21 protein-coding genes are annotated in these 24,091 nt (G+C 74.2%); 9 read left to right on the plus strand and 12 right to left on the minus strand.

The features are described from left to right. Positions 1–7 precede the first annotated feature (7 nt). From E1287_RS31645 to E1287_RS31670, 6 genes are all read right to left on the minus strand, one after another. Complete coding sequence (locus E1287_RS31645; RefSeq protein ID WP_131968943.1) at positions 8–1,234, minus strand: ROK family transcriptional regulator; 1,227 nt, start codon at positions 1,232–1,234, stop codon at positions 8–10. Between the two features lie 150 nt (positions 1,235–1,384). Beyond that, positions 1,385–1,924, minus strand: a complete 540-nt coding sequence (locus E1287_RS31650) for a DUF1707 and FHA domain-containing protein (protein ID WP_131968944.1) — start codon at positions 1,922–1,924, stop codon at positions 1,385–1,387. Positions 1,925–2,087: 163 nt separating this feature from the next. Beyond that, on the minus strand, positions 2,088–3,329 hold the full coding sequence (locus E1287_RS31655) for an acyl-CoA dehydrogenase family protein (RefSeq protein ID WP_131968945.1): 1,242 nt from the start codon (positions 3,327–3,329) through the stop codon (positions 2,088–2,090). Positions 3,330–3,394: 65 nt separating this feature from the next. After that, on the minus strand, positions 3,395–4,468 hold the full coding sequence (locus tag E1287_RS31660) for a DUF3616 domain-containing protein (protein WP_131968946.1): 1,074 nt from the start codon (positions 4,466–4,468) through the stop codon (positions 3,395–3,397). A gap of 17 nt (positions 4,469–4,485) precedes the next feature. After that, complete coding sequence (locus E1287_RS31665) at positions 4,486–5,670, minus strand: cytochrome P450 (protein WP_243719565.1); 1,185 nt, start codon at positions 5,668–5,670, stop codon at positions 4,486–4,488. Between the two features lie 71 nt (positions 5,671–5,741). After that, positions 5,742–7,130, minus strand: a complete 1,389-nt coding sequence (locus tag E1287_RS31670; RefSeq protein WP_131968948.1) for a lysine 2,3-aminomutase — start codon at positions 7,128–7,130, stop codon at positions 5,742–5,744. A gap of 142 nt (positions 7,131–7,272) precedes the next feature. Between E1287_RS31670 and E1287_RS31675 the strand changes: the two genes are divergently transcribed. Then, the gene (locus E1287_RS31675) at positions 7,273–8,382 is read left to right on the plus strand and encodes a zinc-binding dehydrogenase (protein WP_165969285.1); all 1,110 of its coding nucleotides are present in this window, start codon (positions 7,273–7,275) and stop codon (positions 8,380–8,382) included. A 49-nt stretch (positions 8,383–8,431) separates the two neighbouring features. Then, positions 8,432–9,763 carry a DUF2252 domain-containing protein gene (locus E1287_RS31680; protein ID WP_131968949.1) on the plus strand — a complete coding sequence of 444 codons (1,332 nt, stop codon included), beginning with the start codon at positions 8,432–8,434 and terminating at the stop codon, positions 9,761–9,763. A 14-nt stretch (positions 9,764–9,777) separates the two neighbouring features. Here the strand turns inward: E1287_RS31680 and E1287_RS31685 are convergent, their stop codons facing one another. Further along, positions 9,778–11,427 carry a SpoIIE family protein phosphatase gene (locus tag E1287_RS31685; protein ID WP_165969286.1) on the minus strand — a complete coding sequence of 550 codons (1,650 nt, stop codon included), beginning with the start codon at positions 11,425–11,427 and terminating at the stop codon, positions 9,778–9,780. Between the two features lie 182 nt (positions 11,428–11,609). On the opposite strand from E1287_RS31685, the gene E1287_RS31690 reads away from it, so the two are divergent. Next, a complete protein-coding gene (locus tag E1287_RS31690) occupies positions 11,610–12,407 on the plus strand; it encodes an SAM-dependent methyltransferase (protein WP_131968951.1) in 798 nt (265 codons plus the stop codon). 23 nt (positions 12,408–12,430) lie between these two features. Here E1287_RS31690 and E1287_RS46445 read toward each other — a convergent pair whose 3' ends face one another. Continuing rightward, complete coding sequence (locus tag E1287_RS46445; RefSeq protein ID WP_131968952.1) at positions 12,431–13,024, minus strand: hypothetical protein; 594 nt, start codon at positions 13,022–13,024, stop codon at positions 12,431–12,433. After that, on the minus strand, positions 13,021–13,788 hold the full coding sequence (locus E1287_RS46450) for a DUF4239 domain-containing protein (RefSeq protein ID WP_131968953.1): 768 nt from the start codon (positions 13,786–13,788) through the stop codon (positions 13,021–13,023). Before E1287_RS46450 ends, E1287_RS46445 begins: the two co-directional genes overlap by 4 nt. A gap of 274 nt (positions 13,789–14,062) precedes the next feature. Here E1287_RS46450 and E1287_RS31705 point away from each other — a divergent pair, with 274 nt between their 5' ends. The 6 genes from E1287_RS31705 to E1287_RS31730 all read left to right on the plus strand — a co-directional run bounded on the left by E1287_RS31705 (position 14,063) and on the right by E1287_RS31730 (position 20,713). Beyond that, a complete protein-coding gene (locus tag E1287_RS31705; protein ID WP_131968954.1) occupies positions 14,063–15,718 on the plus strand; it encodes a lysine 5,6-aminomutase subunit alpha in 1,656 nt (551 codons plus the stop codon). Then, on the plus strand, positions 15,715–16,572 hold the full coding sequence (locus E1287_RS31710) for an OAM dimerization domain-containing protein (RefSeq protein ID WP_131968955.1): 858 nt from the start codon (positions 15,715–15,717) through the stop codon (positions 16,570–16,572). The genes E1287_RS31705 and E1287_RS31710 overlap by 4 nt, the downstream gene beginning before the upstream one ends. Further along, positions 16,569–16,964 carry a hotdog fold domain-containing protein gene (locus E1287_RS31715; RefSeq protein ID WP_131968956.1) on the plus strand — a complete coding sequence of 132 codons (396 nt, stop codon included), beginning with the start codon at positions 16,569–16,571 and terminating at the stop codon, positions 16,962–16,964. Before E1287_RS31710 ends, E1287_RS31715 begins: the two co-directional genes overlap by 4 nt. A gap of 619 nt (positions 16,965–17,583) precedes the next feature. After that, a complete protein-coding gene (gene lnt / locus E1287_RS31720; protein WP_243719567.1) occupies positions 17,584–19,317 on the plus strand; it encodes an apolipoprotein N-acyltransferase in 1,734 nt (577 codons plus the stop codon). 5 nt (positions 19,318–19,322) lie between these two features. Continuing rightward, positions 19,323–20,069, plus strand: a complete 747-nt coding sequence (locus E1287_RS31725; protein WP_131968957.1) for a polyprenol monophosphomannose synthase — start codon at positions 19,323–19,325, stop codon at positions 20,067–20,069. 101 nt (positions 20,070–20,170) lie between these two features. Next, entirely contained in the window at positions 20,171–20,713 is a 543-nt protein-coding gene (locus tag E1287_RS31730; RefSeq protein ID WP_131968958.1) for an FxsA family protein, read from the plus strand. A 34-nt stretch (positions 20,714–20,747) separates the two neighbouring features. Here E1287_RS31730 and E1287_RS31735 read toward each other — a convergent pair whose 3' ends face one another. The 3 genes from E1287_RS31735 to E1287_RS31745 are packed head-to-tail and all read right to left on the minus strand — an operon-like array spanning position 20,748 to position 23,928. Then, a complete protein-coding gene (locus tag E1287_RS31735; RefSeq protein WP_131968959.1) occupies positions 20,748–21,548 on the minus strand; it encodes an ABC transporter permease subunit in 801 nt (266 codons plus the stop codon). Beyond that, complete coding sequence (locus E1287_RS31740) at positions 21,545–23,002, minus strand: ABC transporter permease subunit (RefSeq protein WP_131968960.1); 1,458 nt, start codon at positions 23,000–23,002, stop codon at positions 21,545–21,547. Before E1287_RS31740 ends, E1287_RS31735 begins: the two co-directional genes overlap by 4 nt. Then, on the minus strand, positions 22,999–23,928 hold the full coding sequence (locus tag E1287_RS31745) for an ATP-binding cassette domain-containing protein (RefSeq protein ID WP_131968961.1): 930 nt from the start codon (positions 23,926–23,928) through the stop codon (positions 22,999–23,001). Before E1287_RS31745 ends, E1287_RS31740 begins: the two co-directional genes overlap by 4 nt. Positions 23,929–24,091 lie beyond the last annotated feature (163 nt).

Below are 24,091 nucleotides of genomic sequence, written 5' to 3' on the forward strand. Positions count from 1 at the left end.
GGCTGGGTCAGGGGAGGGGGACGGTGCTGGAGAAGACCTCGTCGCGGGTCTCCCGGAGCGCCTGCTGCAGCGCCCCGGCCAGGACCGGGTTGCCCTTGACGGTGCTGAGCCGCACCTCGGGGCGCGGGATCGTCAGGCTGTGCAGGTGCTGTTCGACGCGTGCGCGGAGCGGTTCCCCGCCGGCGAGGAGCACGTCGCCGGTGAGGACGACGAGCCCCGGGTCGACGATCGCCACGACGGTGGCCAGGGTGACGCCGAGCCGGCTCGCCAGCTCGGTGAGAGCCCGTTCGGCGCGGGCCCCCGCGTCGGACGCGGTGCGCGTCCCGGCCGCCGCGCCGACGTCGTCGGCGGCGCGGCCGAGGGCGGTGGCGGCGTCGCGGCCGCGGAACCCGTGCTCGCGCATCAGCTTCAGCACGGCCGCGCCGCCGGTGAGGCTGTGCACGCCGCCGGTGTGGGTGCGGCGCACGTCCCGCATCAGCGGGGCGCCGACCGCGGGCATGTAGCCGATCTCGCCCGCGCCGCCCGTCGCGCCGCGGTGCAGCGCGCCGTTCAGCACGACGGCCATGCCGACGCCGTCGGCGACCCACAGCAGCACGAAGTCGCCCGCCCCGGCGGCCTGCCCGTCCGCGCGCTCGGCGAGGGCGGCGAGGTTCACGTCGTTCTCGATCGCGATCCGCACGCCGAGCCCGTCGCTCAGCGTCGCCACCAGGTCCGGGATGTGCCAGCCGGGGATGTGGGAGGCGTACCCGAGCCGCCCGGTCGCCGGGTCGACGGCGCCCTGGATGCCGATGACGGCGAGGCCGAGCTCTTCGCGGGTCAGGCCCGCCGCGGCGGCTGCGCCGTCGAGCGCGGCGGCCATGCGGGCGACGACGTCCACGCCGGTGCGGTCGGGCGTCGGCAGCGCGTGCTCCCCGACGACCGTCCCGGCCAGGTCGGCGACGCTGACCCGGATCCGCGCCGGGGTGACGTCGGCGCCGGCCACGTGCGCGGCGGCCCCGTTGATCCGGTACAGCTCGGCGGTGCGCCCCGGCATGCCCTCCCGGATCCCGTCCCGGACGACGAGCCCGGCCTCCTCCAGCCGCGCGAGCAGCTGCGAGGCGGTCGGCTTGGAGATGCCGGTCAGGTCGGAGATCTGCGGCCGGGTCAGCGGTCCCCGGTCAAGCAGCGCCTCCAGCGCCGCGCGGTCGTTGATCGCCCGCAGCAGGCTGGGCGTCCCGGGGACGGGCGTGGACACGGCGGCGCCTCCGCGTTGAGGTCTCGCGTTAAGAAGGTTTCCTAACTTGGGGAGAAAGTAAGGACTCTTAACGATCACGTCAAGACCTGGACCGGACCCGGACTTTCGCGGCGGAGCGGGCGGAACGTCGGCGGGGCGGCGGGGGAGCGCTCAGGGCGCGGTGACGATGAAGCTGGAGTTGCCGAAGCCGACCTCGTCGCCGGGCCGGACGCGGGCCGGGCCGGTCAGCCGCCAGCCGTTCACCCGCGTGCCGTTCATCGAGCCGAGGTCGGAGATCATCCAGCCCTCGTCGGCGCGGTAGATCTCGGCGTGGAACCGCGAGACGGTCAGGTCGGTGAGGATGAACTGGCAGCCGGGGGCGCGGCCGACGACGATGCGCTTCAGGTCGCCCGGCGGCAGCATGAACCGCGGCAGCCGCGGCGCCCGCCAGGCCGCCTCGATCCGCGCGGTCACCTGCGACACCGAGGACACGATGCCGGTCAGCCGGTTGAGGACGCGGTTGCCGGGCGGCAGGTCGTGCACGATGTCGGCCAGTTCGGCCTGGCTGCGGGCCTGGAGCACCTGGTCGACGCGGCGCTCGAACGTCTCGTTCGACATCCGGCCCTCGGCCACGCGGTCGCTGAGGACGCGCAGCACACGGTCCCGTTCCATGTCGGACGCTCTCACCGGGAATGAGGGCTGACCGTCCATAGCTGTGAGTATCCAGTCCCCATCGTCGGCTGTCCAGAAATGGCCTTCGGGCGAGGACGGGCGCCAGACCTTCACCCGCCCTCCTCCATTTCGATGCCGCGACCGCCGCGAAAGTTCGCGCCGCATTCACCGCGCGGCAACGGCGCCGTGGGGGCTCCGAGGATCAGCGCGACAGCAGATCCCGGGCGATATGGGTGACCTGGATCTCGTCAGTCCCGGCGTAGATCTGGAACGATTTCGCGTCGCGGGCGAGCTGCTCGACGCGGTACTCGCTCATGTAGCCGTTGCCGCCGAAAAGCTGCACGGCCTCCTGCGCCACCTCGTTGGCGGCCTGCGCCGAGTACAGCTTCATCGCCGACGCCTCGGCGAGGGTGGGGGCGCGTCCGGCGCGCTGCATCTCGATGTGCCGGAACACCAGGTTCTGCACGTTGAGCCGCGCGACCTCCATCTTGGCGAGCTTGAGCTGGATGAGCTGGAAGTCGCCGATCTTCTGGCCCCACAGCTCGCGGGTCCTGGCGTACTCGACCGACAATTGCAGGCATTCCTCGATGACTCCGAGGGCCATCGCGGCGACGCCCGCGCGCTCGGTGACGAAGTTCTGCTTCGCCGACTCCTTGCCGCCGCCCTCGCCCGCCGCCAGGAGCCGGTCGGCGCCCGCGCGGACGTCGTCCAGGAACAGCTCGCCGGTGGGGGAGGAGTGCAGGCCCATCTTCCGCAGCGGCCTGCTCTGCTCCAGCCCCGGCATGCCCTTGTCGAGGACGAACGTGAGGATCTCCCGGTCGCGCGGATCGCCATCGGGCGCCGAGCGGAGCTCGTCGTTTGAATGGTGGTGGGTGGGGGCTGGAGGACGGTCGTCGAGCTTGCAGTAGAAGACGATGGTGTCGGCGTAGGGGCCGTTGGTGATGAAGGTCTTGCTCCCGTTGATGACGTACTCGTCGCCGACCTTCTTCGCGGTGGACTGCATGCCGCCGAACGCGTCCGACCCCGAGTTCGGCTCGGTGATCGCCCAGGCGCCGATCTTCTCCATGGTGAGCAGCGGCAGCGCCCAGCGCTCCTTCTGCTCCGGCGTGCCGCGCTTCATGATCGTCCCGGCGGCGAGGCCGAGGCCGACGCCCATCGCCGACACCAGTCCCGGCGCGACCCTGCACAGCTCGATCACGGGGATCATCGTCATCGCCGCGTTCCCGCCGCGCGGCCGCTGCCCGTCCGCGTCGCCCTCTTTGCGGGCGCGGAAGGAGGAGCGGGCCAGCTCGTCCATGCCGAACGTCTTGTAGAGGCCGCGGAGCAGGTCGTACGGCGGCAGCTCGCCCGACTCCAGCGCGTCCAGGTTCGGCCGGACCTCCGCGTCGATCCAGCCGCGCACCGCGTCCCGGATCATCAGGTCTTCGTCGGACCATTCGATCATGCTCGCCTCGTCCCTCCGCTGCCGACGGTCACGCGACCATCCTCGCAGACGGCGAAAGCGAGCGCTTACTCGGGGAGCGTGACCACGTCGGCGAGGACGCCGCCGTCCGCCGTGAGCCGCTCCGGCGACGGGCTGTCGTAGACGACCAGGACGCGGGTGCCCGGCCCCTCGTCCAGGACCGCGATGCCCTCGGCGTGGTCGTCGCCGTCGCCGTAGGGGAGGTCGCCCACCACCTCCAGCTCGTCGGAGGTGACGATCTCGGCGGCGTCGGCCTTCGCCGCGTTCCGCCAGCGCACGACCTGCACCGGCCCGTCCAGGTCCATGCTGGGGCCGGTGAGGACGAGCAGGTCGTCGCCGTGCGGGCACAGGTCCCGGATGCCGAGGCCGCGCAGGTCGAGGAAGTGCGTCCGGTAGAGCTCGCCGCCGTCGCCGACCGGGAGGGCGCGCAGCCGCTGCGGGTCGCGCGGGTGCTCGCCGGGGCGGATCTCCACCAGCACCGCCCAGCCGCGCAGCACCGGCCCGCGGAACCCGATGTAGAGGCGGTCGCCGTGCGCGGCGACGCCCTCGATGTCGATGCCGTTGTCCTTGCTGGGGATGGACAGGAACGGCGCGAGGTGCGGGTCGTCCCGCAGCAGGTCGGTGAGCGAGTCCTTGTCGAGGCCGAGGAGGGCGGCGGTGCGGCCGCCGTCCTCGCGGACGACCGAGGGCAGCCCGTCGTCGCCGGTGACCAGGGGGAGCCGCACGAGGATGAAGCGGTTGTCCTCGCGGACGACGGTGGCCAGCCGCTTGCGCGCCTTCGCGTCGCTCTGCCCCTGCTTGACCTTCTTGCGCTTGAGGCTGTGCGAGCCGACCGCCCACAGCCAGCCGTTGGCGCGGGCCAGCCCCTCGATGTCGGCCTCCTCGCCGGGGCCCGCCGGCAGCGGGACGAGGTCGGCGAGCGCGACCGTGGCCTGCCCCTCGTAGGCGGTGACGCGCCCGTCGCCGTCCAAGGTGGCGGTCAGCCGCTCGATGGTGGCGGTCTCGTCGCCCGCCACCCAGAGGCAGCGTCCGTCCTGGCGGACGGCGGACAGGTTGGTGTGCGTCTCGGCCTCTCGGCTCTCCTGCGCGAAGCGCAGTTCGACCCGGCGTTCCACGATCATTCCGGCATGTTCCCACATCACGCGTCCCATTGGACGTGCAGATGCGGCGGCTTGCGGAAGACCAGGCCATGCGGGGAGGCCGGGCGGGACGGGTCGAGCCGCAGGCCGGGCAGCCGGTCCAGCAGCGCGGTGAGCGCGGTCCGGGCCTCCAGGCGGGCGAGGTGGGCGCCGAAGCAGAAGTGCGGGCCGTGCGCGAACGCCAGGTGCTCGGCGGCGTTGGCGCGCCGCACGTCGTAGCGGTCGGGGTCGGCGAAGACGGCCGGGTCGCGGTTGGCGCCGGCGAGCGAGACGCGGACGAGGTCGCCCGCGCGGATCCGTGTCCCGCCGATCTCGGCGTCGCGGGCGGCGTACCGGTCGACGACGGACGCCGACGGCTCCAGCCGCAGCGACTCCTCGATCGCGGCGGGCAGCAGGTCGCGGTCGTCCAGGACGAGCCGCAGCTGGTCGGGATGCCCGAGCAGGTGCAGCACGGCGTTGGCGATCATGCCTTCGGTGGTGTCGATGCCGCCGAACATCAGGATCGCGGCGTTCGCGACGACCTCGGCGGTGGTCAGCCCGGCCTCGTCGCGGGCGGCCTCGGCGAGCAGCGACCCGGGACGCGACGCGATGATCGCCTCCTCGACCGCCGCGGTGAGCAGCCGGTACGCCTCGCCCGACGCGGGCGGCGCCGCGCCGCCCGCCGTGATCACGGAGACGGCGTCCACGAACGCGCCGTACCAGGACCGGACGGTCGCCGCGTCCACGCCGTCCAGCCCCAGGGCCTCGGCGACGACCGCGACGGCCAGCGGCCCCGCCAGCTCGCCGCGCAGCTCGGCCCGGCCCGCCGGGGCGATCCCGCCGACGAGCCGCGCGGTCTCGGCCTCGACGAACGCGGTGAACCGTTCGCGGGTCCGGGCGGGGCGGAACGGGCGGGCGAACGGGTCGCGGTGGCGGGTGTGGACGGGCCCGTCCAGCGACAGCATGCTCGGCCCGACGACCTGCGCGGTGGAGAAGCGCGGGTCGTCCACGGTGAACGCGGCCGCGTCGCGCATCACGCGCAGCGCCAGGTCGCGGGAGGTGACCAGCCAGCCGCCGAGCGCCGGCAGCCAGGAGACCGGCTCGCGCTCGCGCAGCCGGGCCAGGTGCGGGTGCGGATCGTTCTCCAGATCGGCGGCGGTGAGGGCCGCGCCGAGCGGGAACCGGCAGGTCAGGTCGGAGGTCACCTGCCCGAGCATAGGCGGCACCGCTAGTGATCTACAACGTAAAGGCACCGGGCGGTGGCGCGCTCGGGAGCTCAAGCGGCCTGCGCCTGCCGCCGCCACCACTCGCGGCCGCGCTCCGGCAACGTGTAGATCGGGTCGTGGTACTCGTACCGCCTGGTCAGCGCGTCCGGGTCGGACGCCTCCAGGGCGGTGCGGTAGTTCTTCGTCCAGTAGGAGATCCCGCGCTCGCGGTCGTAGTCGGCGAGCTGGTGCACCCAGCGCTTGCCGACATAGGGGACGTCGCAGACGATCCGCGGGGTGGCGAAGCCGGGCAGGTAGCCCATGATCGCGTGCTGCAGCTCCTGCGCCTCCCAGACCGCGAGCCGCCAGTGCTCGCTGTAGGGGATCATGTCGCACATGTACAGGTAGTACGGCATGATCGCGGCCTCGTCGAGCAGCGCGAACGACAGGTCGAGCAGCGCGGCGGGGGAGTCGTTGACGCCGCGCAGCAGCACGCCCTGGTTGCGGACGTCGCGGATCCCGGTGTCGAGCATCGCGCGGGCGGCCTTCGCGACGAGCGGCGTCACCGACTGGGCGGCGTTGACGTGGGTGTGGATCGCGATCTGGACGCCGCGCTCGTGCGCCGTGGCGGCCAGGCGCTCCATGCCGGCGCGGACGTCGTCCTGCAGCCAGTGCTGCGGCAGGCCCATGAGCGCCTTGCTGGCCAGGCGGATGTCACGGATGTTGCCGATCTCCATCAGCGAGGCGACGAACGACTCAAGCCGCGGCCACGGCATGTTGGCGACGTCGCCGCCGGAGACGACCACGTCGCGGACGCCGGGCGTGCGGCGCAGGTAGTCGAGCATGGCGCCGAGCCGGTCCGGCGGCTTGACGGTGAACTTGTGCTTGTCGACGTTCGGGGTGGAGTTGCCGACGAGGTCCATGCGGGTGCAGTGGCCGCAGTACTGCGGGCAGGTCGGCAGGATCTCGGCCAGGACCTTGGTCGGGTAGCGGTGCGTGAGGCCCTCGACCGCCCACATCTCGGCCTCGTGCAGCGAGTCGCGTGCGGCGTGGGGGTGGGACGGCCAGTCGGTGCGCCGGTCGCTGAACACCGGGAGCATGTAGCGGCGCACGGGGTCGGCGTAGAAGGCGTCGGTGGACGAGGTGTCCATCGTGTTCAGCATCTGCGGGGGCAGCAGCATCGACATGGTCGCGCGCTCGGCGTGGTCACGTTCCAGGTCGGCGTAGAACGACTCGTCCAGCAGGTCGCCCATGACCTGGCGGAGCTGGCGCAGGTTCTTCACGCAGTGGGCGCGCTGCCATTGGGCGGACTCCCAATCGTCCTGCGTGACGTCCCGCCATCCGGGAATCCGCCGCCAGTCGGGCTCTTCCAGGGGCCGGCGCCGGTACACGTAGGGCTGGCGTGCGGTCTTTTCGGACAGGACGGGCCCGCCGCTGTCCGGGTGCAGGGCAGTGGTCATCGCCGACCGCCTCCTCGCCTCATACTGATCGCATAAAACTCTTGTACGAGGCCGACGTTACGGGAAGAATTTCGATGAAACCAGTAGTGTTCGGTACATCTTACGTGACGCCATCGGATTCGACGGAGAGGCGGGGACGGCGATGAGCGACGGCGGGGGCGGCGCGCACGGTACGGGCGACACGGGCGGCACGGGCACGGGCGGCACGGATACGGGCACGGCGGTGGGGCTGCACCGGGTGCTGGAGCCCGCGGGCGTGCTGCCGCAGGCCGCGCTGCGGCTGGACCCCGACCCCCGGATCCGCCCGGACGAGGTCCGCATCGCCGTCGAGCGCCTCAACCTGGACGCCGCGTCCTACCGGCAGCTGCGCACCGCGCACCGCGGCGACCCGGACGCGATCCGGGCGGACGTGCTGCGGATCGTCCGCGAGCGCGGCAAGATGCACAACCCCGTGACCGGGTCGGGCGGCATGCTCGTCGGCGTCGTCGACGAGGCCGGGCCCGCCTCGCCGCTCGGCCTGAAGCCCGGCGACCGCGTCGCCACCCTCGTCTCGCTGACCCTCACGCCGCTGTCCGTCACCGACGGCCTGGCCCGCTGGGACGGCCTGTCCGAGCAGGTGCCCGCCGAGGGCCACGCCATCCTGTTCGCCCGGTCGATCGCCGCGGTGCTGCCCGGCGACCTGCCCGTCCCGCTGGCCCTCGCCGTCATGGACGTGTGCGGCGCGCCCGCCCTCACCCGCCGCGTCGTCGCGTCCCGCAAGGCCGAGAAGGGCGCGCCGGTCGTGGCGGTGCTGGGGGCCGCGGGCAAGAGCGGCTGCCTGTCGCTGGCCGCCGCCCGCCGCGCCGGCGCGTCCCGCGTGATCGGGCTGGTGCCCACCGCCGAGGAGGAGGAGACCCTGTCGGCGACCGGGCTCGCGGACGCCGTCGTCCGCGCCGACGCCCGCGACCCCGTCGCCGTCGCCGCCGCGATCGGAGAGCCCGTGGACGTCACCGTCGTCTGCGTGGACGTGCCGGGCTGCGAGCACGGCGCGATCCTGGCGACCGCGCCCGGCGGCACCGTCGTGTTCTTCTCGATGGCGACGTCGTTCCCGGCCGCCGCGCTCGGCGCCGAGGGCCTCGCCGCGGACGTGACGATGCTCATCGGGAACGGCTACGTCCCCGGGCACGCCGACGCCGCGCTGGACCTGGTGCGGTCGGAACCGGCCGTCCGCGCGCTGTTCACCTCCCGGACCGGGCACGATTCGGCACAATGACCGGAACGCCCCGGACGCGGCGGGGGAACCGATCATTGAGGGAGACGGCATGGGGAGCATCACCGAGGAACTGCGCGGGCGGGACCCGAAGGAGCGCCGGGCGCAGATCGTCGACGTCCTGGTCGACGCGTTCTCGGACCTGATGGAGCGCAGCCCCGCCGAGTTCCGCCGCCGCTTCCGGACGATGGCGTCCGACCCGTTCGCGTTCTACCGGGGCAGCGCGTGCCTGTTCTTCGCCGACATCGCCGCCGACGACGACCCGTGGGCCGACGAGCGCACGTCCCGCGTGTGGATCCAGGGCGACCTGCACGCGCAGAACTTCGGCACCTACATGAACGACGACGGCGTGTTCGTGTTCGACGTCAACGACTACGACGAGGCCTACGTCGGGCACTTCACCTGGGACGTCAAGCGGTTCGTGGCGAGCCTGGCGCTGCTGGCCTGGCAGAAGGCGATCTCCGACGCCGACATCCGGCGGCTCATCGAGACCTACGTGCGCGCCTACGTCGACCAGGTCCGCCGGTTCGCCGCGCACGACGGCGACGAGAGGTTCGCGCTGACGCTCGACACCACCGACGGGTACGTCCGGGACGTGCTGATCGCCGCGATGGGCGGCACCCGGATCGGGCTGCTGGCCGGGATGACGGAGGTCCACGGGCCCGACCGGCGGTTCCGCGACCGTCCCGGCGTGCGGCGGCTGGACGACGCCGAGCGCGCCGAGGTCGAGGCCGCCTACCAGGAGTACCTGACGACCATCCCGGCCGAGAAGCGCTTCGGCAGCCTCACCTACCAGGTCAAGGACATCGTCGGCGCGTCCGGGTTCGGCATCGGGTCGGCGGGGCTGTCGGCGTACAACATCCTGGTGGAGGGGAACACGCAGGCGCTGGAGAACGACGTCGTCCTGTCGATGAAGCAGGGCAACATCGCCGCCGCCAGCCGCGTCGTCGACGACCCCCGCATCCGCGAGTACTTCCGCCACCACGGCCACCGCACCGCCGTGTCGCGGCGGGCGCTGCAGGCCAACAGCGACCCCTGGCTCGGCCACACCCGGATCGGCGGCGTCGGGTACGTCGTCCAGGAGCTGTCCCCCTACGAGGAGGACCTGGACTGGAGCGGCCTCAGCGAGCCGGAGGACATGCTGTCGGTCCTGGACGACCTGGGCCGCGCCACCGCCAAGGTGCACTGCGTGTCCGACACCGACTCCGACCACACCCTGGTCGACTTCCAGGTCGAGGACGCGATCGACGCGGTGATCGGCCCGGACGAGTCGGCGTTCGTCGCCGCGATGGTCGCGTTCGGCATGCAGTACGCCGAGATCGTCCGCGACGACCACACCTACTTCGTGGACGCGTTCCGCAACCACGAGATCCCCGGCCTGTAGAAGCCGGGGCGCGGTCAGACGGGGCGGATGAGCAGGAGCGCGATGTCGTCGCGGCCGCGCTGGTCCGACAGCAGGGCCAGGACGCCGTCCGCGGTCTCCTCCGGCGTACCCGCCCGGGACGCGACCAGCGCGGACGCCAGCCGGGCGATGCCCTCGTCCACGTTGCGCCGCCGGCTCTCGACCAGGCCGTCGGTGTAGAGGGCGAGGGTGGCGCCCGCCGGGATCGTCTCGGTGACCTGCTCGTACTCGGGCGGGTGCGCCTGGTCGGACACGCCGAGCGGCAGGCCGCGCGGGGCCGCGAAGTGCCGGACGGTCCCGTCGGGGAGCGCCAGCAGCGGCGGCGGATGCCCGGCGCACGCCACCTCGCAGCGCCGCGTCGCCGGGTCGCAGACCAGGCACAGGCAGGTCGCGAACTGGGCGGCGTGCAGGTCCTGCGCGATGGCGTCCAGGCGCTCCAGCACCTCGGCGGGCCGGAACTCGCAGCTGGCCAGGGTGTGCGCGGCGACCCGCAGCTGCCCCATCGCCGCGGCGGCGGTGACGCCGTGGCCGACCGAGTCGCCGATCACGACGGCGATCCGGCCGCCCGACAGCGGCACGACGTCGTACCAGTCGCCGCCGACGCCGCTGCGCGCCGGCAGGTAGCGGTGCGCGATCTCCAGGCCGGGCGGCGCGGCGATCGCGGCGGGCACCAGGCTCGACTTCAGCGCGGTGGCGGTGCGGTGCTCGCGCCGGTACTGGCAGGCGTTGTCGATGCACGTCGCGGCGCGTGCGGCGAGTTCGGCGGCCAGTGCGGCGTCGGCGGCGGTGAACGGCAGCCGGCCGCGCTTGCGGCTGAACACCGCGAACCCGAGCGCCCGGCCCCGCGCCACCAGCGGCACCGCCAGCAGCGACACGTGATCGAGGAGGCCCTCGATCAAGCGGCCGGTGCGGTGCGCGAGGGTCCTCTGGACGGTGTCGCCGCCGAACTCGACCATGCGGCCGGTGGCCAGGCACCGCGCGTACGGCGTGGACGGCGGGTAGACGATCACCTCGTTGACGGGGAACTCGCGGGCCCAGCCGCGCGGGTCGTCCTCGGCGAACGCGACCGCCAGGCGACGCACGACCGCCGGTCCGCCGCCGTCCCCGCCTTCGGCGTCCCTGCTCCCGGCCTCCGTGGCGGGCCGATCGTCGTCGGCGAGGAGCCGCTCCAGCACGTAGATGGCGCCCGCGTCGGCGAACCGCGGGACGGCGACCTCGACGATCTCCCGCGCGGTCGGGTGCAGCTCCAGGGTCGAGCCGATGCGGCGGCCCGCCTCGCTCAGCAGCTCCAGCCCGCCGGCCCACGGCGGCGACACCATCAGCGCGACGGCGGTCCCGCCGTCCTCGACGGTCATCGGCTCGCAGGCCACCGACAGGCCGTGACCCGCGCCCGCGCCGCCCGGCAGGGGCAGCACCCCGGACCACGGGCGTCCCTCGGCGGCGCGTTTGAGGGCGCCCATGAGCGGCTCGGCGGCGCCGTCCCCGCCGGGCAGGCCGGCGAGCAGATCGGCGAGCGAGACCCCGACGGCCTCCCCGGCACCGCGGCCGAACAGGCGCGCGGCGCCCTCGCTCCAGCCGATGATCCTCCCGTCCGGGGTCAGCAGGACGGTCACCGGCGCCGCCTGCCGCGGGGGTCGTTCGGGCACGTCCTTCACTTTTCCGTATGCCGGGCCGTTCCGCATACCGGAGATTTGCGTTCATCGGGGGTCGCGTGCGCCAGTGATCGTGCGCGCGAGGCCGCACGGTACCGCACGGGGCCGCTCGGGCGGATCCGCGTTACTCTGAGGCCCGCTGACGGCACCCTCCGGTCGCGAAAGGGAGACGACGCATGGGCTCCGAGTGGATTCCCCCCGAGGTCGACAGCACGCGCCCGAGCGTCGCGCGGGTGTACGACTACCTGCTCGGCGGCGACCACAATTTCGCGTCCGACCGCGACCTGGCCACCGCGCTGCTGCGGGTCGAGCCGCAGGCGCGGGAGCTCGCGCAGGCGAACCGGGCGTTCCTGCTGCGCGCGGTCCGCGCGATCGCCGGGACGGGCGTCGACCAGTTCGTCGACGTCGGGTCCGGCATCCCGACGCAGGGGACCGTGCACGAGGTCGCGCGGAGCGTGAACCCGGACGCGAAGGTGGTGTACGTCGACAACGACGACGTCGCGGTCGCGCACAGCCGCACCATCCTGGCGGGCGACGACCGGGCGGTCGTCCTGCAGGCCGACATGCGCCGCCCGGAGGACATCCTCGCCGACCCCGCGCTGAAGGGGCTGCTCGACCTGTCCAGGCCGGTCGCGTTCCTGCTCGTCGCGGCGCTGCACCTGGTCAAGGACGAGGAGGACCCGGCCGCGATCGTCGCCGCGCTGCGCGACGCCGCCGCGCCCGGCAGCCACCTGGTGATCTCCCACCTCACCCACGAGGCGGAGCCGGGCAAGACCGCGGCGATCGGCAAGCTGTACGACCGGGCCAGCTCCCCTGCCGTGTCCCGCTCGCACGCGGAGATCCTGCGCTTCTTCGACGGCTGGGACCTGTTGGACCCCGGCCTGGTGTACGTCCCGCAGTGGCGTCCGGACGAGGGCGGGGCCGTGGCCGACCCCGAGCGCTTCCTGGTGTTCGGCGGCGTCGGCCGCCGCTAACGCGGGCTCCCTGGCGGGCTCCCTCAGCGGGCGAACGCGATGGCCGCGCCCGCGCTGACGACGATCGCGATGACCGCCAGCACGAGAGACGTGCTGAGCGGGTCGCGGCGCCGCGGCGGCGGCCGCTCCGCGCGGGGCGCCGTGTGCGCCGGGGCCGGCTCGGCCTCCTCCGGCGGTGACGGCTGCGGCCTCGGCCGGGGAGGCTGCGGGGGCGCGGGCGGACGGGCCGTCGCGGGCCGCGGGCGCGGCTTGGGCGGCGGCTGCGGGGTCTCGGTGGCGGGCGGCGCCGGGAGCGTCGGCTCGGGAGGTTCGGACGGTTCGGGCGGGTCCGGCGGGACGACGGTCGGCGTCGGCGGTATGGGCGGAAACGTGGGCGTGGGCGGCGTGGGGGGCGTGGGCAGCGGCGGCGGCGTGCAGGTCGGCCAGTGGGAGGGCTTGGACGCACCCGGCCCGCCGGGCAGGTTGATCTCCACGCCGACGCACAGGCTGACGCGCGGCTTCGGGATCGGGATCGGTGGCGGCTGGGCGGCGAGCGCGCAGCACGGGAAGGCGAGCCCGGCCGCGACGGCGGCGGACAGGACCGGCAGGACGGCGGCGCGGCGCATGCGCATGCTCACCCGCCCCTCGCGATGCGCTGCAGGTCGGCGTGCAGGCCCGTGAACGCCTCCGGGCCGACCGCCAGGGCCCCGGTGAACACGTGCGAGATGTCGATGGTCAGGTACGTCCCGGCGGCGAGCAGCGACGCCATCAGCGACAGCGGGACCAGGGTCATCCCGCGCGGCCTGGCGCCGGACAGGAAGGGCAGCAGGACGACGACGATGCCGGTCAGGACGGTGATGATCAGCAGCCCGGCGGGCGGCGAGGTCCGGGCGTCCATGGCGCGCTGGCGGCGGGCCGAGGAGATCTCGCCGAGGTGGTTCAGGACGGTGGCGCGGGCCTCCTTGAGCTCGTCGTCGTCGCCGGGCTTGACGGCGATGACGTCGCGGCGCAGGCGGTCCAGCTCCGTCCAGCCGCGGTGGCTGAGGCGCCCGTCCTTCATGAGGCGCCATTCGGGGCCGCGGACGAGGTCGACGTAGTCGCGCAGCCCCTGCTGGACGTGCCGGGCGTCGGCCGGCCGCAGCCGCGACGCGGCCCAGTGCGCCTCGGCGATCGCCTGGCTCTCGGTGTAGGTGTTGGAGCGCGCGGAGTCCGCCGACGTCCACGGGACGACGACGGCGATGGCGAACGCCAGCAGGAACAGCGCGGACAGCATCGCGCCGGTGTGGGCGACGGTGGGGCCGTCGGGGTCGGGGTCGTCGACGCCGCGCGTGCGCCGGACCAGCCGGCTTGCCACGAGCACGACGCCGATGGCGCAGGCCGCGGCCGCTAGATAGACGATCATGGCTCTCCTGGGGGATGGATCCGCCACTACCTGCGGTGATTGTAGTTTTACGGTCAGTCGCCACGCCCGGGATCCGGCCAGGCGTCACCCGGCGGTGAGGTGACCGCCCGGCCAGGGAAGATGGAGCTGTACGGGGAGTGAGGCGGGGGAGAGCCAATGGTAGTTCTTGTGAAATACGGTGTTCATACCGGAAGATCTCTCGTAGAGATCTCATAACGAAGGACGATTGACGGGACGCCCCGACAGGGACGGCCGTGCGAGGGGAGTCGGCGGCATGGACTTCAACGGGGCGCCGCAGGGAAAGCTGGACCTCGACCCGGAGGCGGTGCGCGCCGCCCGGCGGCTCGCCGCGCGGGCCGCCGAGCCGATCATCCGGATGGCCCGCTCCCACACGACCGTCTCCGTCGAGCGGGCCCTGCTGCGCCTCGCCGGGCTCACCGGCGCCGACGACGAGGGGCGGCCGTGGGCCAACCACCTCGCCGACGCCGTCCGCGACCAGGTCGGCCTGGAGCACGGCGCGGCGCTGCCCGTGTGGGACGCGCTGCTGAACGGCCCGCACGGCTCCCTCGGCGACCTCGCCCGGGCCGCCGCCCGGGGCCGCGTGTCGTTCCGGCTGCCCGCCGGCACCGACGCCGAGCACGCCCGCAAGGCCGCCGCCGAGGCCGCCCGCGCCGGGATCGGCCGCATCGACCGACGCCGCGCCGAACGCGACGCCCTGCTGCGCGAGCTGCCCACTCCCGACATGTCCGACCCGCCCCGGCCGCTGGTGTACCTGATCGTGGCGACCGGCGACATCTACGAGGACATCCCGCAGGCGCAGGCCGCCGCCCGCGAGGGCGCCGACGTCGTCGCGGTGATCCGCTCCACCGGCCAGTCGCTGCTGGACTTCGTCCCCGAGGGGGCCACCCGCGAGGGCTACGCCGGCACCTACGCCACGCGCGAGAACTTCCGGCTGATGCGGGCCGCGCTGGACGAGGTGTCGCGCGAGCTGGGCCGGTACGTGCGGCTGACGAACTACGCGTCCGGCCTGTGCATGCCGGAGATCGCGACGCTCGCCGGGCTCGAGCGCCTGGACATGATGCTCAACGACTGCATGTACGGGATCATCTTCCGCGACATCAACCCCCGCCGGACGTTCATCGACCAGCGCTTCTCCCGCCAGATCCACGCCCGCGCCGGCATCGTCATCAACACCGGCGAGGACAACTACCTCACCACCGCCGACGCCGTCGACGCCGCGCACACCGTGATCGTCAGCCAGCTGCTGAACGAGCGGTTCGGGCACGAGGCGGGCCTGGCCGACGCGCAGCTCGGCCTCGGCCACGCCTTCGAGATCGACCCGTCGATCCCCGAGTCGTTCCGGCTGGAGCTGGCGCACGCGCAGCTCGTCCGGGAGCTGTTCCCCGGCGCGCCGCTGAAGTACATGCCGCCGACCAAGCACATGACCGGCAACATCTTCGCCGGGTACCTGCTGGACGCGTTCTTCAACCTCGCCGGCGTGATGACCGGGCAGTCGATCATCCTGATCGGGATGATGACCGAGGGCATCCACACCCCCTGGCTGTCGGACCGCGACCTGGCGCTGGAGAACGTCCGGTACGTCCGCGACGCCTGCGGGAACCTCGCCGAGGACTTCATGCCCCGCCCGGACGGCATGCTCGTCCAGCGCGCCAAGCAGGTCCTGTCGGAGTCGGTCGAGCTGCTCGGCCGCATCGCCGACGACGGGCTCCTGGAAGCCATCGCCGACGGCACGTTCGGCGTCACCCGCCGCCCGCCCGACGGGGGCAAGGGGCTGGACGGCGTCGTCCCCCGCGCCGACGGCTACGTCAACCCCGCGATCGAGATCCTCGACGCCGAGAACCCCGACCCCGCCGCCGGCGCGGCGGGCGGCCCGGCCGCCGGCACGGCCGGACAGGAGGTGCCCGCATGACGGTCGAGAGCCCCGGAACCGGGACGCAGACCCCCACCGAGCCGGCCGACACCCGGCAGGTGATCCGCCCCTACGGCGACACCACCGGCGACGGCATGGTGCAGATGTCGTTCACCCTGCCCGTCCCCGCGGGCAAGCGCGCCGACGCGGCCGCGCTGCAGCTCGCCGGGAAGATGGGCCTGGACCCCGCCAGCGTTGTCCACGCCAAGCCGATGGGCCCCGACTTCACCTTCTTCATCGTGTACGGGAAGGTCGGGCACCTGATCGACTACGCGTCCATCCCCGTCCCGGCCGAGCGCGCCTACCCGCTGCTGACCTCGCAGGAGGTGAACCAGGCGATCCGGCGGGCGCTGAACCGGAAGCTGGTCGTCGTCGGCGCCTGCATCGGCACCGACGCGCACACCGTCGGCATCGACGCGATCCTGAACGTCAAGGGGTTCGCGGGGGAGAAGGGCCTGGAGTACTACCGCGAGATCCAGGTGGTGAACATGGGCGCGCAGGTGACCGTCGCCGAGCTGGTGGAGCGCGCCAAGGCCGAGGACGCCGACGCCGTCCTGGTGTCTCAGGTCGTCACCCAGCGCAACGCGCACCTGCACAACACCAAGCAGATGGCCGCCGCGTTCCACGCCGAGTACCCCACCGCCGTCGCCGGCGGGATCGGGCGGCCGCTGCTGGTCGTCGGCGGCCCCCGCTTCGACACCGTGAGCGAGGCCGACCTCGGCGTCGACCGGATCTTCGGCAAGGGCACCACGCCCGCCGAGGTCGCCAGCTACCTCGTCCACGCCCTGCTGCCCGCCGACACCCCGCACCCTGCCGACGCGCCCCGATCCGATGAGGAGGACGACGACCAGTGAGCGACCCGCGCGAGGGGACGTCCGTCACGCACCGCCGCTACATCCCCTACTCCCACGCCCACTACGCCGGCGACCTGGTCGACGGCGCCTACGTCCTCGGCCTGTTCGGGGACGTGGCGACGGAGCTGTGCATCCGCACCGACGGCGACGAGGGCCTGTTCGCCTCCTACTCCGACGTGCAGTTCCGCGCGCCCGTCCGGGCCGGGGACGTCCTGGAGACCACCGCCGTCCTCACCAGGGCGGGCACCCGCAGCCGCGTCATGGAGTTCGAGGCCCGCGTGGTGTGCCGGGGACGTCCCGACAAGGGGGAGTCCGCCGCCGAGGCGCTGCCCGAGCCGATCGTCGCGGTCACCGCCACCGGGACCGTGGTCGTGTCCGCGCCCGGCGGCTGAGCGTCTGCGCCCGGCGGCTGAGCGACCGCGCCCGGCGCGCCGCGGGAGCGTCCGGCCACGCTCGGTCATGCCCGCGCGCGCAAAGATCGAAATTCGGCCCGGCCAATTCGCACAGCGTCACGATCATGGTGTTGAGCTGGGAAAACGCTGAGTCGCCGCAGAACATGCGGCGGTTGACAAGGTGGCGGAAGCCGGTAGTTTTGCAGCAGTCCAGCACGGGACTCACCGATCGGCCGCCCGGGGCGCCGCCGGGCGCCGCGCACGACGGGACGGGGATCACGCGAGTGGTCGACACGTGCCCGCCCGAGCCAGCGCGGCGATCCGGGGCCGTGCCCGGACGGAGCCGCCCGATCGCGCGGGGGGTTGGACCCGGGAAGGGCCCGGACATCCAGTAGAAAACGGAGCCTCGCTCTCACCGCCTGTGGGACGACTCCGGCCCGATGGATGTCGCGGGCCCTCTTCCGTGTCCGCGCCCCCCTCCGTGTCCGCGCCCCGCCCTCCGTGTGCGCTGGGGCTTCACGGGACGACGAGCGGCGGGATCACGCGCGCCGCCGCGGTCGCCGTGGCCGCCGGAGCCCGGTAGCGTTCCCACCAAGGACCGAAATGAACGAGGTGGGACGTGGCCCAGGAGACCCTGCCGGACCGGTCGCCGGCCAAAGGCCCCGGCGAGGGCCCCGGCGCCGACACCGGCGGCGAGTCCGCGGGCCCCGCGCGGCAGGGACGGCTGAGCGGCGTGCCCGCGTGGCTCCGCACGGGCGGCCGCGCCGGCTGGCCCCGCACGCTCCTGGCCGTCACGTCCGGGCTGATCATGTGGCTGGCGTTCCCGCCCCTGGACCTCACGCCCTTCGCGCCCATCGGCGTGGCGCTGCTGGCCCTCGTCCTGCGCGGCCGGTCGCCCCGGACCGGCGCCTGGCTCGGCTTCGTCGGCGGCGCCGCGTTCTTCCTGCCCGTCCTGGAGGGGATCTCCGCGATCGGCCCGGACGGGTGGATCGTGCTCAGCCTCGTCCAGGCCCTGTACTTCCTGCCGCTCGGCGCCGGGATCTCCCTGGTCTCGCGGCTGCCGGGCTGGCCCGTCTGGACGGCCGCGCTGTGGGTCGGCGAGGAGCTGATCCGGGGGCACGTCCCGTTCGGCGGGTTCCCGTGGGCGCGGCTGGCGTTCAGCCAGACCGCCACGCCCCTGACGCCCTACGCGTCCTACGGCGGCGCACCGCTCGTCACCTTCCTGACCGCGCTGATCGGCGGCCTGCTCGCCTACGCCGCCGTCGTCGCCCACCGGACGTACCGGGCGCGCCCCGGCAGGGTAGGCGAGCGGGCGGAGGAGCGCTCCAGAGCGTCCTGGCGTGCCCTGGCGCCCGCGGTGGCGGCGCTCGCGGTGATCGCGGCGCTCGCCGGCGGCGGCGCGCTGATCCCCACCCCGACCTCGGGCCGCCCGGTCACGGTCGCGGTCGTCCAGGGGAACGTGCCGCGCCTCGGCCTGGACTACCTCGGCCAGCGCAAGGCCGTCCTGAACAACCACGTCCAGGCCACGCACGAGCTGGCCAGGCGGGTCCGCGCGGGCGAGGTCGCCCGGCCCGAGCTGGTCGTGTGGCCCGAGAACGCCAGCGACCTGGACCCCTACGCCGAACCCGAGGCCTACAACGCCATCGACGGCGCGGTGAAGGCCGTCGGCGTCCCCGTCCTGGTCGGTGCGCTGACCGACACCCCCGACGGCGAGAAGGTCGAGAACCGCGGCATCGTCTGGGACCCGCAGACCGGGCCCGGCGACTACTACGTCAAGCGGCACCCCGTCCCGTTCGGGGAGTACCTGCCGTTCCGCGACGTCCTCACCAAGCTGATCACGCGGTTCGAGCGGATCCCCCGCGACTTCGCCAAGGGCACCCGCTCCGGCGTCATGCGGATGGGCCCGGTGACGGTCGGCGACGTGATCTGCTTCGAGGTCGCCTACGACAGGGAGGTCCGCGACGTGGCGCGCGGCGACCTGCTGGTCGTGCAGACCAACAACGCCACCTACGGCCGCACCAGCCTCCCGCCGCAGCAGATCGCGATGTCCCGGCTGCGCGCGGTCGAGCATGGCCGTACGATCTTGGTTGCCGCGACGAGCGGCATCAGCGCGATCGTCGCCCCGGACGGCCGGATGATCGACCGGTCCGGGGAGTTCGTCCCGGACCTGCAGGTCGCGACCGTCCAGGCACGGACGTCGCGGACGCTCTCGGACCGGCTCGGCGCCGCGCCCGAACGGGTGCTCGCGGCGCTCGGGCTCGGCGCGGCCTGCGCCGCGGCATGGGCGGCGCGGACCGGGCGGCCGGCACGGACGGCGGCACGGACGGCGGCCAGGACGAACGAGGGGAATTGACACCGATGGAGATCCCAGCCGACCTCGGCCGGGTGCTCGTGATCATCCCGACGTACAACGAGCGGGACAACATCGAGCGCATCACCGGCCGGGTGCGCGAGGCCGTCCCCGCGGTGGACGTCCTGGTGGTCGACGACGCCAGCCCCGACGGCACCGGCGAGGTCGCCGACGCGCTGGCGGCCGTGGACGGGCAGATCAAGGTCCTGCACCGCGCGGGCAAGGACGGCCTCGGCCCCGCCTACATCGCCGGGTTCCGGTGGGCGGCCGAGCACGGCTACGACGTCATGGTCGAGATGGACGCCGACGGCTCCCACCAGCCCGAGGAACTGCCGCGGCTGCTGACCGCCCTGGAGGACGCCGACCTGGTCATCGGCGCCCGCTGGGTCCCCGGCGGCAAGGTCCGCAACTGGCCCAGGCGCCGCGAGGCGCTCTCGCGCGGCGCGAACACCTACGCGCGGCTGATGCTCGGCTTCCACCTGCACGACGCCACCGGCGGCTACCGTGCGTTCCGCGCCGCGACGCTCGACAAGATCGGGCTGGACGACGTCGACTCGCGCGGCTACTGCTTCCAGATCGACCTGGCGCTGCGGGCCGTCCGGCAGGGCCTGCGGGTGGTGGAGGTCCCGATCACCTTCGTCGAGCGCGTCCACGGGACCAGCAAGATGAGCCGCGACGTCATGGCCGAGGCGGCGCTGCGCATCACCCAGTGGGGCGTGTCCGACCGCACCCGCAAACGCCGCCCGCCCCGCTGAACCCGCGCCGCCCGGGCCCCTGGGCTGCGGAGGGAAACGTTCGGGGGTGTCCCGGCGTTGTACGGGGAGAGGGAAATTCCCCGCGACCCGAAGATGGAGCCATGCTGCCGCTGCTACTGGTCCTGGCGTTCCTGGTGATGCCCGTCCTGGAGATCTACGTGATCATCCAGGTGGGCGGGGCGATCGGCGCCTGGCCCACGGTCGCCCTGCTGGTCGCCGAGAGCCTGCTCGGCGGCTGGATCGTGCGCCGCGAGGGCCGCCGCGCCTGGCGGGCCCTGGAGGAGGCGCTGCGGCGCGGCGTCATGCCCGACCGGGAGCTCGCCGACGCCGCCCTGGTCATGGCCGGGGGCGTGCTGCTGCTGACGCCCGGCTTCGTCACCGACGTGTTCGGGTTCGCGTTCGTCCTGCCGTTCACCCGCCCGCTGGTGCGCCGCGCCCTGTCGCGGTACGCGTCCCGGCGGATGCGGGCCGCCGAGGCCCGGGCCCGGACCCGGTCGGCGTTCCCGCCGGGCTTCACCGCCGGGTTCGACCCGTTCGGACGCGGACCCGGCCCCGGCCCTGGTCCCGGTCGCGTCGAGACCCCGCCGGGACCGGTCGTCCGCGGCGAGGTCATCGACGAGGACGACTCCCCGTCCCGCACCTGATCTCCCCGGTCACGCGCCTCACGCGCCTCACGCCTCAGGCGTCGCGGACGGCGAGCAGCACCGCGCCCACCAGCAGCGCCGCCGCCGCGTACCCGGCCAGCACGCCGAGTCCCGGCCACGGCCCGATCGGCAGCCGCTCCAGGCCCCGCGTCGACTGGACGGCCAGCCCCGCCGACATCGGCGCGAACTTCTCCAGCCGGTCCCGCCACGCCTCGTCCCCGACGAACGCGGCGACGACCGGGACGATCCACAGCAGTCCCAGCACCGCCGTGATCGCCGCCGCCTGCTCCCGGACCGCCGTCCCCACCCCGAGCGCCAGCAGCGCCACCAGCACCAGGTACAGGACGGTCCCGGCCGCGGCCCGCGCCGTGGGCCCGTCCAGCGGTGACAGCGGCGGGTAGCCGTTCGCGGCGGTGAACCCGTTGCCGGGCAGCAGGCCCCGCGCCGCCGCCAGCGACGCCAGCACCCCGGCCGTCCCCGCCGCGGCGACGGCGGACGCGACCACGGCGGCCTTGGCGGCCAGGACCGTCCCGCGCCGCGGGACCGCCGCCAGCGTCGCGGAGATCGTCCCCGCCGCGTACTCGCCGCCGACCGCCAGGACCCCGAGGACGACCGCCGCGACCTGCCCCAGCCGGACGCCCGACAGCGCCAGCTTCGGCGTGTCCTCCTGGCATCCGGCGGGACTCGTGCAGTGCGAGGTGTCCACCGACCCGGTCACCGCCGCGCCCACCGCCACCGTCAGCCCGGCCAGCGCCAGCAGCAGCCAGCCCGTGCTCGGCAGCGTCCGCAGCTTCGTCCACTCCGCCCGCACCGCATACCCTGCCCCGCTCATCATGCGTCGCGCTTCCTGACCTGCCAGAGCGCGGCCGCCATCGCCGCCGCCGCGTACGTGCACAGCACCCCGAACCCGGCCCACGGGTCGATCGCCCGGTCGAACCGCGTGACGGTCTGCTGGACCGCGAACCCGGCCGCCGGGGTGAGCCGCTCCAGCCACCGCGCCGCCGACAGCGGCAGCCCGGTCGCGACGATCTGCGGCAGCAGCAGGACCATCAGCACGATCGTGATCGCGGGCGCGCTGCGCCGCACGATCACCGCGACGGCCAGCGCGAACACCGCGACGACGGCCAGCAGCGCCGCCGTGCCGAGGACCGCGCGCAGCACGGCGCCGTCCGACAGCGACGGCGGTGCCAGCCCGTTCGAGCGCTGCACCGGGGCCGACAGCAGCACCGCGCCGAACGCCGCCGCCAGCCCGGCCGCCAGCGCGGCCAGGGCCGCCACGACCGCCTTGGCGGCCAGTGCCCGGCCGCGCCGCGGGGTCGCCGCGAACGTCGTCCGGACCATCCCGCGCCGGTACTCGGACGTGACGAACAGCACCGCGAGCGCGATGATCGCCGCCTGCCCGACCAGGACGCCGGTGAGGGTCCGTTTGGTGTCGTCGTCGGCGAACCTGTCGGGGCCGACGTCGCCCGTCCCGGTGAGCGTGAACGTCCCGCCGGACCGGGTGCGGCCGTCCATCGCCGGGTCGGCGGCGGGCCCGCCCGGCAGTCCGCGGTCGCGCCACTGCGCGCCCTGCGGGGCCGGGGACGCCGACACGTGGTCGAACGTGGCCCGCGTGACGCGGGGATGCCCGTCGACGGTCTCCCCGCCGAACATCCGCCGGACCTTGATCTCGTCCGGGACGGCGACGAACATCCCGGCGAGCGCGGACGGCGGCAGCCCCTCCAGCCGCACCGCCCCCACGCGACGCCAGGCGCGCCCGTCCGCCGACTCGTAGCCGGTCACGGTCGTGCCCGCGCGGGTCAGCTTCAGCCAGCGCGGGGCCGTCCCCGCGCCGCCGCCCGCGCCGTCGCCCTTGTAGCCGGTCTGCAGCCGGACGCCGTGCTCCGGCGTCACCATCAGCGCCGCGTACGGGGCGGCCCGCTCGGCGCTGCCCCGGATCATGAGCCCGGCCTTGGCCCATCCGCCGCCGCCGTCCTGGGAGGTGACGCGCGCGACGACCGACCCGTCCCCGCTCAGCGGCAGGTAGGTGTAGTGGCCCAGGTCGATGATCTGCCGCCGGGCGGGGTCGACCGGCCCGCCGCCCCCGCCGCCGCTGGACTGGCTGCTCGCGGCCGTCAGCAGCGCCACCGCCACCGTCACCATGACCGCCGCCAGCAGGGTCAGCAGCCAGCGCGGGACGGTCCGCAGCTTGGTCCACTCGGCCAGCAGCAGCCGCCCGAACCCGTCGCGGGCCTCAGCCTGGACGGTGCTGCGGTACGGCTCGACGGCGGCGGGCTTGGCGGGGGTCACGACGCCTCCCGCCCGGTCACGGCCTGGAACTCCACCGCGTCCCTGGTCAGCTCCATGTACGCCTCCTCCAGCGACGCCCGGTGCTCGGCGATGCCGGTGAACGCCACCCCCGCCCCCGTGAGCAGGGTGATGATCCGCTCGGAGGACAGGCCCGTGACGGTCACCGCGTCCGCGCCGGTCGCGGTCACGGTGGCGCCCGCGTGCGCCAGCACCGTCATCGCCTCCTGGCGGCGGCCGGTGCGCAGCTCCACCCGCCCTGCGGACGCGGCGTCCAGCAGCTCCCGGACGCTCGTGTCGGCGATCAGCCGGCCCCGGCCGATCACCACCAGGTGGTCCGCGCCGCCCTCCAGCTCGCTCATCAGGTGGCTGGACACCAGTACCGCCCGGCCCTCGGCGGCCAGCGACCGCAGCAGCCCCCGCATCCACGCGATGCCCTCGGGGTCCAGCCCGTTGACCGGCTCGTCGAACATCAGCACGGGCGGGTCGCCGAGCAGCGCCGCCGCGATCCCGAGCCGCTGCCGCATGCCGAGCGAGAACCCGCCCGCGCGGCGCCGGGCCGCGCCGCCGAGGCCCGCCAGCTCGATCACCTCGTCGACCCGCCGGACCGGCAGCCCGTTGGCGTGCGCGAGCCACAGCAGATGGTCGCGGGCCCGGCGCGCCGGGTGCACCGCGGACGCGTCCAGCATCGCCCCGAGCCGGCACAGCGGCGTCCGCAGCGTCCGGTAGGGCTTCCCGCCGACCAGCGCCGTGCCCGCGTCGGGCCGGTCCAGACCCATGATCATCCGCATGGTGGTGGACTTGCCGGCGCCGTTGGGGCCGACGAACCCGGTGACCTGCCCGGGGCCGACCGTGAACGACAGGCCGTCCACGGCGACGGTCGGCCCGAACCGTTTGCGCAGGCCCCGCACTTCGATGGTTGCGTCCATGCTCCGGGAGGCTACGGACCCGCGCCGCGCCAGGGCATCCCGCCGTGGAGCCGTTTCCCGCGGCCGGACGCGGGGGACGGGCGCGTCCCCCTGGGGAGGGACGCCGCCGCGCCGCGTTCACGCCACAATGTCCTGCGTGGGGCGGAACGGCACTGGTGGGGGC

It is taken from the genome of Actinomadura sp. KC06 (genome assembly GCF_004348735.1).
Lineage (GTDB): Bacteria > Actinomycetota > Actinomycetes > Streptosporangiales > Streptosporangiaceae > Spirillospora.

Bases quoted from the DNA above. Each gene is read 5' to 3' on its own strand.
- E1287_RS31735 (WP_131968959.1), bottom strand. From the start codon at position 21,548: ATGATGAGCGGGGCAGGGTATGCGGTGCGGGCGGAGTGGACGAAGCTG.
- E1287_RS31655 (WP_131968945.1), bottom strand. From the start codon at position 3,329: ATGATCGAATGGTCCGACGAAGACCTGATGATCCGGGACGCGGTGCGC.
- E1287_RS31650 (WP_131968944.1), bottom strand. From the start codon at position 1,924: ATGGACGGTCAGCCCTCATTCCCGGTGAGAGCGTCCGACATGGAACGG.
- E1287_RS31690 (WP_131968951.1), top strand. From the start codon at position 11,610: ATGGGCTCCGAGTGGATTCCCCCCGAGGTCGACAGCACGCGCCCGAGC.
- E1287_RS31660 (WP_131968946.1), bottom strand. From the start codon at position 4,468: ATGATCGTGGAACGCCGGGTCGAACTGCGCTTCGCGCAGGAGAGCCGA.
- E1287_RS46450 (WP_131968953.1), bottom strand. From the start codon at position 13,788: ATGATCGTCTATCTAGCGGCCGCGGCCTGCGCCATCGGCGTCGTGCTC.
- E1287_RS31675 (WP_165969285.1), top strand. From the start codon at position 7,273: ATGAGCGACGGCGGGGGCGGCGCGCACGGTACGGGCGACACGGGCGGC.
- E1287_RS31680 (WP_131968949.1), top strand. From the start codon at position 8,432: ATGGGGAGCATCACCGAGGAACTGCGCGGGCGGGACCCGAAGGAGCGC.
- E1287_RS31725 (WP_131968957.1), top strand. From the start codon at position 19,323: ATGGAGATCCCAGCCGACCTCGGCCGGGTGCTCGTGATCATCCCGACG.
- E1287_RS31710 (WP_131968955.1), top strand. From the start codon at position 15,715: ATGACGGTCGAGAGCCCCGGAACCGGGACGCAGACCCCCACCGAGCCG.
- E1287_RS31730 (WP_131968958.1), top strand. From the start codon at position 20,171: ATGCTGCCGCTGCTACTGGTCCTGGCGTTCCTGGTGATGCCCGTCCTG.
- E1287_RS31670 (WP_131968948.1), bottom strand. From the start codon at position 7,130: ATGACCACTGCCCTGCACCCGGACAGCGGCGGGCCCGTCCTGTCCGAA.
- E1287_RS31745 (WP_131968961.1), bottom strand. From the start codon at position 23,928: ATGGACGCAACCATCGAAGTGCGGGGCCTGCGCAAACGGTTCGGGCCG.
- E1287_RS31705 (WP_131968954.1), top strand. From the start codon at position 14,063: ATGGACTTCAACGGGGCGCCGCAGGGAAAGCTGGACCTCGACCCGGAG.